This window comes from Ancrocorticia sp., assembly GCF_052089425.1.
Classification (GTDB): Bacteria; Actinomycetota; Actinomycetes; order Actinomycetales; family Actinomycetaceae; genus Ancrocorticia.
In genome coordinates, this window is the sequence record NZ_JBQCZW010000016.1 from 21,285 (window position 1) to 34,370 (window position 13,086).

Sequence of the window (13,086 nt, forward strand, 5' to 3'; positions counted from 1 at the left end):
ACACCATGGCAACTGCATTTCCCACAGCCACCATTCTGGGATACCCACGAATCGGCCGCCGCCGCGAACTCAAGCGCGCACTTGAGGCCTATTGGGCAGGCCGCTCCAGCGGCGAGGAACTGGCCACCGCCTTCACGTCCCTGCGGCACGCAACCTTCGATCGGCTAGCCGAACTTGGCTATTCGCGCGAGGATGCAGCCATCCCCGACAATTCGTCCCTCTACGATCAGGTACTCGACATCACGCGGTTACTGGGTGCTACCCCTGAGCGTTTTGCTGGCAAGAACGGGCTGGACCTGTACTTTGCGCTGGCCCGCGGCGATGAAAGCGTCCCTCCCCTCGAGATGACCAAGTGGTTCGATACGAACTATCACTACCTTGTCCCGGAGATCGGGCCTGAGACGCCCATTTCCTTCGCGGATGATCATCTGGTCCAGCGTTTCGTCGAGGCGAATGCGGCCGGCACGGTCACGCGCCCCGTGGTGGTTGGACCCGTGACGTACTTGGCGCTGGCCAAGGCTGCCGAATCTGCGCCAGATGGCTGGCAGCCTGTGGAGCGAATCGGGGATGTTGTGGCGGCCTACCGAGAGTTCTTCGAAGCTCTTGGCGCGGCGGGCGCCCCGTGGGTTCAGGTGGATGAGCCAGCGCTGGTAAGCGACAACCTTGGAACACGTAGGACGGAGCTGGCGGAACTTGCCGGGCGCGTGTGGGCCGATCTGGCTTCGAGCGGTGCCCGACCCAGCATTTTGTTGACACTGCCCTACGGCGATGGCAACACGGCGCTTCCGGCCGTAGCTGGCAGCGGCGTTGACGCCATCTCACTTGATCTTGTCCGTGGAGCTGCTCCTGAGGCCGGGGCCGTCGATCTTTCCGGCGTGCATCTTGTTGCCGGGCTTATTGACGGGCGTAACATCTGGCGCGCCGATCTTGCGGCGGGGCGTGACGCCCTCGAATCGCTGAAGGCGCTTGGCGCTGCCGGGTTGTCCGTTGGCACCACCAACTCCCTCCAGCATGTTCCTCACGACACCGCGGATGAGACGTGGGCTGATCCCACGCTGGATGCCCACCTACACGAGTGGCTGGCATTCGCGGACCAGAAGGTTTCAGAAACAGTTACCTTGGCCAACGGATTGGAGCAGGGGTGGGACAGTGTTGCCCAGCAAATTGCTGACGCAACCACTGCTCTGGCAGCGCGCGCGATCGCGCCCGGCGTACGCCGCGAGGACGTGCGGAGCCGAACTGGGGCCCTCACGGAAGCTGAGCGTACCCGCGTTCCCTTTACGGAACGCGAACCCATTCAGGCCGAAAAGCTCGCGCTCCCCATTCTGCCCACCACCACAATTGGCTCCTTCCCGCAGACCCCAGAGATTCGCAACGCACGAGCCTCCCTGCTGCGCGGCGATATCGATCAGGCGGGATACACGGAGCAGATTCGCGGCGAAGTGGCCAAGGTGATCAAGCTTCAGGAAGACTTGGACATTGACGTACTGGTGCACGGAGAACCCGAGCGCAACGATATGGTCCAGTACTTTGCCGAGCAGTTCGATGGCTTCGCAGCCACGCGCAACGGATGGGTGCAGTCCTACGGTTCGCGGTGCACGCGCCCGTCCATCCAATGGGGTGACGTGGCGCGGCCTGCTCCCATGACGGTGGAGTGGACCTCCTACGCACAGTCGCTGACGCAGCGCCCGGTCAAGGGCATGCTCACCGGACCCGTGACCATCTTGGCATGGTCCTTCCCCCGCATCGATATTTCGCTCGGGGAATCCGCCGATCAGATTGCACTGGCTTTGCGCGACGAAGTGGCGGATCTTGAGGCCGCTGGAACCGCGATTATTCAGGTGGATGAGCCTGCACTTCGCGAACTGTTGCCGCTGGACGCCGGGCGCCATGCCGATTATCTCGCATGGTCCGTCGGATCCTTCCGGGCTGCGACGGCCGGGGTTCGCCCGGACACGCAGATCCATACGCACCTGTGCTATTCAGAGTTCGGGCAGATCATCGACGCTATCGCTGGGTTGGATGCGGATGTCACATCCATCGAAGCTGCGCGTTCGAAAATGGAGGTACTCCCCGAACTTGCTGCCAACGGCTTCTTCCGTGGAGTTGGGCCCGGCGTGTGGGACATCCATTCCCCACGTGTTCCGGCAACCGATGAGCTGGTTGAGCTGATCCGGGCGGCTGCCGCCTCAGTGCCGGCCAATCGCCTATGGATCAACCCCGATTGCGGGTTGAAGACTCGTGCCTACCCGGAGACGATTGCAACGCTCACGAACCTCGTGGAGGCGGCACAAGCTGTTCGCGGCGAGCTGGCCTCCTAGTTCGTTCGGGCTAGTTCGTTCAGGCTAGATCGTGTAGTGCGGCGCTGAGTCCCTCGAACATGACGTCCATATCCCCTCTGCTCATCATGAGCGGAGGGGATAGCCGTACCGTGTGGCCGTGTGTATCTTTGGCGAGCACCCCGTGCGCTGCCAACCGCTCGCACAGCTCTCGACCGCTTCCGCTATCGATCGTCACCCCGCTCCACAACCCCACGTGGGTAAAGTTCACTACTCCGATTCCTGCGTCAGCCAATTCCTGCAATCCTGCGTGCATGCGCGGAGCCAATTCGCGCACATTTGCCTGACAGTCCCCCTCATTGAGCATCTGTACCACTTCGCGGCCCACAGCCGCGGACAGTGGATTGCCGCCAAACGTTGAGCCGTGTTGGCCGGGTTCGAGCACTCCCAGTACATCGGCGCGCCCAACCACGGCGGACACGGGCACAATTCCGCCGCCTAGGGCCTTACCGAGCGTCATGAGATCTGGTGTAACTGCCCAAAGATCGCACGCAAAGTTCGTGCCGGTGCGGCCAAGGCCGGACTGTATCTCGTCAGCAATGAGCAAGATGTTGTTTTCGGTGCATAGCTGGCGCACACCGGGGAGGAAGGATGGGGGCGGAATGATGACGCCGGCCTCTCCCTGTATTGGTTCCGTAAGAACGGCAACGGTGTTGTCATCCATCAGATCGCGTACGGCTCCAAGATCTCCAAATGGCGCCATGCGGAAGCCTGCGGTGTAGGGACCAAAGTCAGATCGTGCATCATCATCATCCGAGAACGAGATGACTGTGGTGGTACGGCCGTGGAAGTTGGAGCCCATCACAATGATATTCGCGCGGTTCTCGGGGACTGCCTTGACGCGGTAGCCCCACGCACGCGCTGTCTTGATCGCTGTTTCCACGGCCTCGGCGCCCGTATTCATCGGCAACACCATCTCTGCCCCAGCAAATTCGGCCAGCTCCCGAGCAAATGGGCCTAGCTGATCATTGCGGAAGGCACGTGACGTCATGGTGATGGTGTCCAGCTGAGCCTTAGCGGCCCGAACAAGACGCCTGTTCGTATGTCCGAAGTTCAGCGCAGAATACCCTGCCAGACAGTCAAGGTATCGCCACCCCTGGACATCTTCCACCCACGCCCCGTGTCCGGCGTGGATCACGATATCGAGAGGGTGATAGTTATGTGCGAGCCATGTGCCTTCTTGGTCCATACCTCATGGTATCGCCGAAGCTCCGCCTTTAGATCTTCTTTCGAAATTCGCCCTGCAAGCCAGTTCGTTCAAATCCCAAATGAGCATTGATATCCACTAGATGCTCATTGGCCGGATCAACACCAGTGGTGATCGTTTCTACTTGGGCATGCCCATCGATGACGTTCAAAATATTCGCAGCCTTGAGCGTGATACCCAGATTCTGACCTCGATGCTCCGGCCGTACGATGGTTCCCGCCTGCACGGGATGCTCAGGGGAATCAACGTTCGAGACAATGGAGCTAAAACCAACAACCTCGCCACGGTCATCCATAGCTGCGGTCACGTACTGCGTTTGGCCAACCGCGGCGTTGTACTCATCCTCATTCGCCAGGCTCCCAGCCGTCCAATACTCTGTACGGGCCACCTCCGGAGAACCCTGCTGCTCGTCCATCGTGAATTGACGCCGGAACCGTGCAAGCGATTGAAGAAGCTCTGGCGGCGTGACGCCCCGCCACGAACGAAGCTGGTAATTGCCCGGTTGAATGAGGTGCTGCATGCGTTCACGAATGGCATCGTGATCAGACACGTCCCACCAATAATCTTCAAACGTGTTGGTCAGAGCGAACCCGTGGCGGGTCAGGAAAGCGCTGGCAGGCTGATCGAGAAATAGTTGGGGTATCGGAGCGTCGATCATTGCTGGATATGGCATGTAGACCCTGCACGTCAGCCACTTGGCGCCGCGCTTCTTCGCAGCGTTCCGCACAACGTCAAACAGATAATCTTCGTAGCCCTTCCCCCAGCTATCGGGGTGAATAACCACATCGAAACTGGCAACGCTGCGCTCCTTGTGCTCCTGAGCCAGCCGGAGATACCCATATCCGAGAATCTTCGCGGGCCGGCCGGGAGCGAGCAACGCGATCGGCGCGTCAAAGTTTCGCTCAGCCGGATCAGTCAAAAGGTAGAAGTGGCGCTCGTAAACCGAATCGCGCGTATATGCCGTAGACATTTCACGCGCAGAGTCCAACGTCACCAGCCGGGACTGGCCATCTTCATACCGCGCCCTCGCAAGCGCCTCAACCGCTTCGAACTGGTTGAACGGATCTTCCCCTGGATAGGCCGGAACTGGAATCTCAGTTGTTTGCATACGTCACCTCTCCTACCCGTTGGACCCGCGAGCCCAATCTGACACTCCCAAGATTCTAGCGATCATCACGCCGCACCATACTGGGCGCTTACATTGTGAGGACGCACACCTGTTGTACGAAGAAGGGACCCTTTCGGGTCCCTTCTTGTGTGTGAGATCTGAACGGTGTGGCTATGCGCCAGTCTTGACCTGACGGCGCAGTCCAGAGAGCACACGCTCCTTGTTCACTGCGGCAACCGCAGAAAGCGGAATGTTCTCCGGGCACACCTTCGCGCACTCGCCATAGTTCGAGCAGGGTCCGAAGGTGGACTCTGCTGCGGAAACCATGGACTTGGCGCGCTGGTCGCGTTCCTGACGCGGCACTGGCAGCATGCTCAGATGCGCAAGCTTCGCACCGAGATACAAATGCGCAGCACCGTTCGGGCACGCTGCTACACATGCGCCGCAGCCGATGCAGGCCGCGAAGTCCATCGCCAATTCCAGCTTCTCGTGGTTGATCAGCTGGGTATCGGCATCAGGTGCGGTGCCCGCGTCAACGGCCACATGGCCACCAGCGGTCACGATGCGATCCAAGGCGCTGCGATCAACAATCAGATCGCGGACAACCGGGTACGAGGCAGAACGCATTGGTTCAATCCTCACCGTGTCCCCGTCCTTGAAATGACGCAAACGCTGATGGCAGGCCGGCAGGTTGTTCTCAGGCCCATGCGGCAAACCGTTGACGGTTAGGCCGCAGGCGCCGCAGATACCCTCGCGGCAGTCTGATTCGAACGCAACCTGTTCGCGCCCCTGCGAGATGAGTTGTTCGTTCAATGCATCAAGCATCTCCAGAATACTCATCGCTGGTTCGAGCCCATCTAGTTCATGACGCTCCCAAGTACCTTGGGCATTGGTTGAGGGCTGGCGCCAAACTTCGAGTGTTAGTTTCACTTGTAGCTCCTCGTTGCCATGGGAACCGCGCTAAACTCCAACGGCTCCACGTTTCGTGTAAAGGTCAGAGGATCCGAGCTGGTTGCTGGGCCCTCGCCACCTTCAGTCTGCCATGCAGAAGCGAAGGTCCAGTGCTCATCATCACGCGCGGCCTCGCCATCAATCTGATGCTCAACCCTGAAGTGAGCTCCACAGGACTCCTCGCGGTCCAGAGCATCAACGCACAACAACTCGGACAGCTCGAGGAAGTCCGCAACGCGGCCCGCCTTCTCAAGAGTCTGGTTGACCTGCGACCCAGTGCCTGGCACTGCGACGTTGCTCCAGAATTCCTTACGTAGCGCTTGGATCTTGTCACGGGCCGCGATGAGGCCTTCCTTCGAGCGATCCACGCCGCAGCCTTCATACATGATGTCGCCGAGCTCGCGGTGGAAGGCCGTTGGGCTCTTCGTACCGCCAACGCTCAGAAGCGCATCGGTACGCGCGTTCACGCGTTCCAGAGCCTCTTGCACGGGAGCCGAATCCAGCGATGGAAGCTCTTCACCCAAGTGATCCGCCAGGTAGTTCGGAATCGAGAATGGAAGGGTGAACCAGCCGTCAACGCAGGCCGAGAGGAGCGAGTTTGCTCCCAAGCGGTTGGCGCCGTGGTAGGACCAACCGGCCTCGCCACCAACGAACATGCCAGGGATCGAACTCATCTGATTGAAGTCCGTCCACAGGCCGCCCATGGTGAAGTGGGCGCCCGGGGCAATTCGCATCGGAACCTCAAACGGGTTCTCGCCCGTTGCACGCTCATACATTTCGAAGAGGTTGCCGTAGCGCTCCTTAATGGTGGGAGCACCAACGCGTGCGATCGCATCCTTGAAATCGAGGTACACCGAGTTCTTCAGCGGTCCCACACCGTGGCCGGAATCCAGCTGCTCCTTGGCGGCACGGGACGCAATATCACGTGGGCACAGGTTCCCGAACGCCGGGTACTTCCGCTCGAGGTAGTAATCGCGCTCGTCCTCGGGGATCGTATTAGGATCACGATCGTCCCCGGCCTTCTTTGGCACCCAGATACGCCCGTCATTACGGAGGGACTCGGACATCAAGATCGTCTTGGACTGGAACTCTGACTGAACGGGAAGCGCCGTTGGATGGAACTGAACCCAGCTCACGTGGGACATGTTTGCTCCGCGCCGATGGGCGCGCCACGCCGCAGAAGCATTGCAGTTAATCGCCAATGTTGAGTAGTAGTACAACGAACCGTAACCGCCGGTGGCCAGAACAACTGCGTGTGCCGGGATGGCCGTGACTTCGCCTGTGATCAGGTTACGGACCACAACACCGCGAGCAACGCCATCCTCCATGATGAGGTCCAGCATCTCGGAACGTGTGTGAAGCGTGACGGTGCCGCGCTTGACCTGACGCAGGAGCGCCTGAGCTCCGGCGAGCTGCAACTGCTGGCCCGTCTGACCACGCGTGTAATACGTTCGAGAGACCTGCACTCCACCGAAGGAACGAGTGGCGAGTGTTCCGCCGTACTCGCGAGCAAACGGCGCACCGATCGAGTTCATGTGGTCGATGACGCGCACGGACTCTTCGCCAAGCCGGAAGGCTTCGGCCTCACGGGAGCGGAAATCTCCACCCTTGACGGTGTCCTTGACGAACCGGTAGATGGAATCGCCATCCACCTTCCGGGCACGTGCGGCATTGATGCCACCCTGCGCGGCAACCGAATGCGCGCGGCGCGGTGCATCGTGGTAGGTAACGGAATGAACGTTGTAGCCCTGTTCGGCCAACGCTGCCGCGCAACCGCTACCGGCAAGCCCGGTACCGATAACAACAACGGTGAACTTGCGCTTATTCAGCGCACCAACAAGCTTGTATTCGTCCCGGCGCTTGTGCCATGCCTCGGCGGGATCCCCATCGGGCACCTTGCCATCAAGAACCTTGCCGTTCGATGCGCCCGCAACTGTGACTCGCGGTGCAACGAATGGGGAGGATGTTGGATCTGCAGTATCTGTGGCTGCGCTCTTTCTAAAGATGTTACTCACGTTAATACTCCGAACTGGACTGCGAGCGGGATGGCGGCGTTACCGAGAAGAATGACGAGGGCCATAACGCCCCCCACTACGGTGGCTACCAAACGCACTCTCTTACCCATTGCACCCAGATCCTGCACGGCGGTGGAAATGCCGTGAGCGACGTGGATGGAGATGAGAACCATCATGACGACGTAAATCGCCGCCATCCATGGGCGATCAAAGGAGGCAACAAGATTCGCATAGGCCGATGGACGGGTGCCTACCGGATGCTCGAATGTATCGGAAGCAATCGGTCTGGTACCCAGCGTGAGGTCCATGATGTGGATGACGATGAACAGGAAGATGGATAGGCCCGTAAACGGCATCAGGCGAGCGGAAAAGCCTTGGAAACCCGTTCGGGATGCCTTCACCTTGGCCCGGTTGGGGCCACGCGCCTTGCGGCCTCGTGCCCAAAGGGTGACGCCGCCGTAGATATGGACGCCAACCGCGGCAAGCAACCCAAGCCGGAACACCCACAGCAACAAGCCCTCGGGTAGGAAGGGAACGAATGCTGTCCTCAACCATTGCGCATAATCATCGAAGTGCTCCGCGCCTGTGAACACCTTTAAGTTACCAAATAAATGAATAAGCAAGAAGGCCGCGAGAACCATGCCTGAAATGGCCATCGCAACCTTGATCGCCCAGGAACTAGGCCGGGGCGGTGCTTTCTCTGTCGTTGTTGACATCTGTGTCCTCCTCTTCCACGAGGCTACTGCATATCGCGGAGAAGTTTCGCCTCCCAATGCACCCGCACGCGGGGCGCGTGTGGAGCTTGGATCACAAAAGATTACTAATTCGTACTTTAGTCCCAGAGGCCACCAATCGGTACAAGAATTAAGTAACTATTTCCTTGTGAAATAGCCACTCCTACGCCAAACACATCGCAGGAACGCCCGGTCCATTTGCTCCATTTTCTCACCGTTGGAAACTCAGCTGAACGGATGAGACCGCGCAACGACTACAGTAGAGAAATGGACGTCCTAAGCTTCCTTTACCAAGCATTGACCACTCTGCTGCTCGCGGCAATATTCTCGGTTGTTGTCAGGAGGCTACTTCCCCCTGTTGGTTGGATCCGAGCGCTGAGCGTGTCCACCATTGTGATCGTCCTACTCATCCCCGTGTCCGTCTGGGCGGGGACGGGATTAGGTATTTTCTCCCCAGAAGGCACTCTGCAAACAGGAGTAGGAACCGCTCTGGTGACTGGGGCATTACTTGTCCTGTGGATGTTCGCGATGGCCCTCTTGTCTCTGGTTGTCCTCGAGTTGATCGTGCCCAGCGGCAGATTTGGAGGGCCAATCGAAGGGGCACGGGAAAGCAGGCTCGGATTCCGGCGTTTGCGCCGATATCTGCAGCTCGTGTGGATCGTGCTGCGATCAGGCTTAGCCAGAGCGCTGCGCTACGGGCCAGAATCCTCAGAGTTTGTTGACGCCCTCATCCGAACGATCAATCAAGCTGGCGTCAGCTTCGTGAAATTCGGCCAACTCATGGCCACCCGCTCAGACCTTCTCCCAGAGCCGTTGATCACCGCCCTATCCTCCCTTCAGAGCTCAGCTACCCCCTCTCCCTCCAGCGATATCAGGGAACGGCTGCGTGAAGAATGGGGCGAGGAACCCGAATCGGTGCTCGGCAGCTTCGAAATCGATCCATTCGCCGCTGCCTCTGTAGCGCAGGTTCACAACGGCACGCTGCATGATGGACGAGAGGTTGTCATCAAGGTCCAGCGCCCGGCTGCCGCCGAGCAGGTCAGGGTGGACTGCGATATCCTCCTACGCTTTGCTTCCACGGCCCAAAAGCGTTTCGAGTGGGCACGCAAACTGGGACTGTCTTCTCTTGTTGAAGGACTCGTGGGTTCTCTGACTGAGGAGCTCGATTACCACATCGAGGCGCGTAACACTCGTGCCGTCGCAAGCGCGCTGAGCGTCTACCCGAATATCGCCACTCCAGAGATCGTTCCTGAGCTGTCCACACAACGGGTGCTCGTCATGAGCCGGCTCAATGGCTCCCCCGTACCTGCTGCGTCAGCACACATGACACCAGATAACCGCGACAGGCTGGCCAAGGTTCTCTTCGAGGCCACAGCCGAATCCATACTGGTCCACGGCGTGTTTCATGCCGATCTACACCCTGGCAATATCATGCTGCTTGACGATGGCAGGATCGGTTTACTAGATTTCGGTGCTATTGGCGTGATCGATTCAGAAACCCGACAGCTCTTGGCTGCTCTGCTCCTCGCGATCTTCACGGACGATAACGTGAATGCGGTGGCTTCCATCAACATGGCCTTTTCGGTGGATCCGGATGTGGATCGCGGCGCACTGCAGCGCGATCTGGGTAAAGTGCTCACCCTTCTGACCAAGTCTCAACAAGCGGATTCCTCCGTGTTTAACCGAGTGTTTGCCGTGCTGCGAACCTACGGAATCGCGGTACCCGGCGATGTGGCGGGGGCTTTGCGCACACTCACGTCCCTTGACCCCACCCTCCGGGCACTCCGTTCGGACTACGGGCTATTTCAGGCGGCTCAGGACGCCCTCCCGGCAATCGCAGTGAAACTCAGCGCGCCCGACCGCCTAGCGAAGATTGCCACGACCTCAGCGCTCACGTCAGCGATCGCCGCACGCAGGCTGCCCGCGAGAACTGAGAGGCTGCTCACGCAACTTGAACGTGGTGAACTGACAGTCCGAGCGCGCTCTTTCGGCGCCCCCTCTGACCGTGCCTGGCTAGGTTCACTGGTTGATGATGTTCTGTCAGGGGTGTTTGCGTGCATCGCAATTGTGATGGCGCTTGTGTTCCTGCTCGTGCCGGGAGGTGCGCCTGTCACCTCCGTGCTGACTCTTCATCACCTCATGGCTGGCGCACTTGGATTTATTGGCTTGACACTCGCCCTGCGGCTCACGATCAGGCTGTTTACACGCAGGAACTCACACGTGTAGAGCCTCCCGCGCATCTTCCTCAGCGAGCGTGATGTCCTCAGCTAAAATGCCTTCCTCAGGCAACTCATAGCTGGTAGCTGGGAGATTCACTTCATCCGTATCCTCGGCGAAAGGAACCTCGCGGATTCCCGCATCCTGCGGCAAGCCACGCTTGGCGATGATCCACGATGGGATGAGGAGCAGGGTTGCCCCCATCCACGCAAGTGGGTTGGCAAGAACGATTCCTTCGAATCCCAGAGATTGGCCCAACACAACAGCAGCGGCCACACGCATGGAGAGCTCAAACGTCCCGGCAAGAGTTGGGATGAGCGTTCGGCCCAGTCCCTGAAGAGCACTGCGCGTAACAAAGAGCAGCCCCAGAAGCACGTACATCGTTCCGTTCACCACGAGGTATTCATGGGCCATGGACACCACGTGCTCCTGCCCTCCGCCTACGAAGCTACGGACGATGAAGTCACCGAATCCCACCAGCATGATCCCCAGCAGAAGTGACACGCATACGGACATGATCGCTGCCTGACGGACTCCCACACGAATGCGTGAGGATAGCCCGGCGCCCTTGTTCTGTGCGGTAAACGTAGAAACGGCGAGCCCCAACGACATCAGGAAGGCAACGGCAATCCCGTCCACCCGGTTCGCCGTGGTGTAGGCGGCAACGGCGGTCGCCCCCAGCGAATTCAGAGAAACCTGAACGGCGATGGCACCAATCGCGATGATCGACTGCTGGAACCCCATGGGCACACCGATCTTCAGCTGGTGGGCCAACGCCCGTCCTCCCACTTTCCAGTCGCTCCGCCCCACGTGGAGGACCTCGATCGAGTGAATCAGATACGCCAAGCACATAAGCGCAGAAATAGCCTGCGAGATCACGGTTGCCAGAGCCGCACCGGCGATTCCGAGCCCCAAGAATTGGACGAACACGATAACCAGCGCAATATTCACAAGGCACGCAAGGATCAGGAACACCAGCGGCGTACGCGAATCACCGGTGGCGCGGATAATGGCCGAGAGGTAATCGAAGAACATCAGGGCCGCCACACCCAGAAAGTTGACGGTGGCAAAAGTTGCTGCCATATCGATCAGTTCGTCCGGTGTGCGCATGAGGCCAAGGAACGCCTTGATCACAAGCGGAGCAACAATCATCAAGATGAGGCTTGAGCAGGCCGTGAGGATCGAGCCGGCGGCCACAGAACGTCTGAGGGCTTTCATGTTTCCAGCCCCATACGCCTGCGCAGTGGGGATAGCGAACCCCTGCGTCATTCCTTGGGCGAATCCGATGAGGAGGAAGAGAATACTATTCGTTGCACCAACAGCAGCCAAAGCATCCACCCCCAGGTGTTGCCCCACCACGATGGCATCAACCATGTGGTACATCTGCTGTACAACATTCCCAATAAGAAGAGGCATGGCGAATCGGGCCATGACCCGCCATGGGGTGCCCGAAGTCAGGGCATTTGGCATGTTGCAGAGCTCCTTTTAGTTCGTAGACCGAAGCAGCAGCCACTCTGCAAAAGAGCGCAGTGAGGCTACCATCTCAGGCACGTGTTTGTGGTGAAAAGCCCTCTGGCACGTACTGCTTGGCCGCGAGAGCGGACTCAATCTTACGTACCCGAGGCCCCCGTCCGTCCAGCACGAAATTGGTGACGTCACACTCACTTGGGTCCTTGGCCCTTTTCTTTGCTCTGGCGCGGCCTTTCCGCCCTTTGGTTAGCTCACACACACCCCGATTGACCATCAAATCTTACACTTGTAATATTTCACCGGAAACAACATGAGTGCATGCACGACAGGAAGAACACGATGGCATATATCGAACTGGTGAATTCCACTAAAAGCTATGAAATGGGTGGCACCACGATCTACGCGAATGACCACCTCTCCTTCGATATTGACGAAGGTCAGTTGGCTATCGTGCTCGGAGCCTCTGGCGCCGGCAAGTCCACCGTGTTGAACATTCTGGGCGGGATGGATACGAACGATGGTGGGGAGGTTATCGTTGATGGTCACGACATTTCCCACTACACCTCCAAGGAACTGACAACGTACCGGCGCAACAACGTTGGTTTCGTCTTTCAGGGGTACAACCTCGTGGCCAATTTGACCGCCAAGGAAAACGTGGAGCTTGCTTCGGAGATCGTGGATGATTCCATGGATCCTGAGCAAGTTCTCATCAATGTTGGACTTGAGGGCCGCATCAACAATTTTCCGTCACAGCTCTCCGGAGGAGAACAGCAACGCGTTGCGATCGCCAGAGCCATCGCGAAGAAGCCCAAACTTCTTTTGTGTGACGAACCAACCGGTGCTCTTGATTTCACTACCGGAAAGCAGGTGCTGGAAGTACTTGCGGACATGAGTAGGAAGCAGGGCGCCACGGTGATAATCGTGACGCACAACAGCGCCATCGCTTCTATCGGTGATCGCGTGATTGAGCTGCAGGACGGCAAGATCACATCCAATACTCTCAACGATGATCCGCAGAAGATCTCTGAGATCGAGTGGTGAGCCA

Annotated in this window: 9 protein-coding genes; 3 read left to right on the forward strand and 6 right to left on the reverse strand. The window is 58.8% G+C overall.

All coding sequences use genetic code 11. The features are described 5' to 3' along the window. The first annotated feature begins 5 nt into the window (after positions 1-5). Positions 6-2,321, forward strand: a complete 2,316-nt coding sequence (gene metE / locus ACTHV6_RS06770) for a 5-methyltetrahydropteroyltriglutamate--homocysteine S-methyltransferase (protein ID WP_441386525.1) — start codon at positions 6-8, stop codon at positions 2,319-2,321. Positions 2,322-2,340: 19 nt separating this feature from the next. Here metE and rocD read toward each other — a convergent pair whose 3' ends face one another. The 5 genes from rocD to ACTHV6_RS06795 form a co-directional block, all read right to left on the reverse strand. Then, a complete protein-coding gene (gene rocD / locus ACTHV6_RS06775) occupies positions 2,341-3,528 on the reverse strand; it encodes an ornithine--oxo-acid transaminase (RefSeq protein WP_441386526.1) in 1,188 nt (395 codons plus the stop codon). 28 nt (positions 3,529-3,556) lie between these two features. Further along, positions 3,557-4,654: a hypothetical protein gene (locus ACTHV6_RS06780; RefSeq protein ID WP_441386527.1), complete on the reverse strand. Its 1,098-nt coding sequence runs from the start codon at positions 4,652-4,654 to the stop codon at positions 3,557-3,559. A 171-nt stretch (positions 4,655-4,825) separates the two neighbouring features. Beyond that, entirely contained in the window at positions 4,826-5,584 is a 759-nt protein-coding gene (locus ACTHV6_RS06785) for a succinate dehydrogenase/fumarate reductase iron-sulfur subunit (protein WP_441386528.1), read from the reverse strand. After that, positions 5,581-7,500, reverse strand: a complete 1,920-nt coding sequence (locus ACTHV6_RS06790; protein WP_441386547.1) for a fumarate reductase/succinate dehydrogenase flavoprotein subunit — start codon at positions 7,498-7,500, stop codon at positions 5,581-5,583. Before ACTHV6_RS06790 ends, ACTHV6_RS06785 begins: the two co-directional genes overlap by 4 nt. A gap of 116 nt (positions 7,501-7,616) precedes the next feature. After that, the gene (locus ACTHV6_RS06795) at positions 7,617-8,336 is read right to left on the reverse strand and encodes a succinate dehydrogenase cytochrome b subunit (protein WP_441386529.1); all 720 of its coding nucleotides are present in this window, start codon (positions 8,334-8,336) and stop codon (positions 7,617-7,619) included. Positions 8,337-8,621: 285 nt separating this feature from the next. Here ACTHV6_RS06795 and ACTHV6_RS06800 point away from each other — a divergent pair, with 285 nt between their 5' ends. Then, on the forward strand, positions 8,622-10,580 hold the full coding sequence (locus tag ACTHV6_RS06800; RefSeq protein ID WP_441386530.1) for an ABC1 kinase family protein: 1,959 nt from the start codon (positions 8,622-8,624) through the stop codon (positions 10,578-10,580). Here ACTHV6_RS06800 and ACTHV6_RS06805 read toward each other — a convergent pair. Further along, complete coding sequence (locus tag ACTHV6_RS06805; protein WP_441386531.1) at positions 10,569-12,041, reverse strand: MATE family efflux transporter; 1,473 nt, start codon at positions 12,039-12,041, stop codon at positions 10,569-10,571. The two genes, ACTHV6_RS06800 and ACTHV6_RS06805, sit on opposite strands and share 12 nt — an antisense overlap. A gap of 318 nt (positions 12,042-12,359) precedes the next feature. Here ACTHV6_RS06805 and ACTHV6_RS06810 point away from each other — a divergent pair, with 318 nt between their 5' ends. Continuing rightward, positions 12,360-13,082 (forward strand): ABC transporter ATP-binding protein, encoded by a 723-nt coding sequence (locus tag ACTHV6_RS06810; protein ID WP_441386532.1) that lies wholly within the window; start codon positions 12,360-12,362, stop codon positions 13,080-13,082. Positions 13,083-13,086: the final 4 nt, after the last annotated feature.

Coding starts and splice junctions, on each gene's coding strand:
- ACTHV6_RS06795 (WP_441386529.1), bottom strand. CDS start 8,336: ATGTCAACAACGACAGAGAAAGCACCGCCCCGGCCTAGTTCCTGGGCG.
- ACTHV6_RS06800 (WP_441386530.1), top strand. CDS start 8,622: ATGGACGTCCTAAGCTTCCTTTACCAAGCATTGACCACTCTGCTGCTC.
- ACTHV6_RS06805 (WP_441386531.1), bottom strand. CDS start 12,041: ATGCCAAATGCCCTGACTTCGGGCACCCCATGGCGGGTCATGGCCCGA.
- metE (WP_441386525.1), top strand. CDS start 6: ATGGCAACTGCATTTCCCACAGCCACCATTCTGGGATACCCACGAATC.
- rocD (WP_441386526.1), bottom strand. CDS start 3,528: ATGGACCAAGAAGGCACATGGCTCGCACATAACTATCACCCTCTCGAT.
- ACTHV6_RS06780 (WP_441386527.1), bottom strand. CDS start 4,654: ATGCAAACAACTGAGATTCCAGTTCCGGCCTATCCAGGGGAAGATCCG.
- ACTHV6_RS06810 (WP_441386532.1), top strand. CDS start 12,360: ATGCACGACAGGAAGAACACGATGGCATATATCGAACTGGTGAATTCC.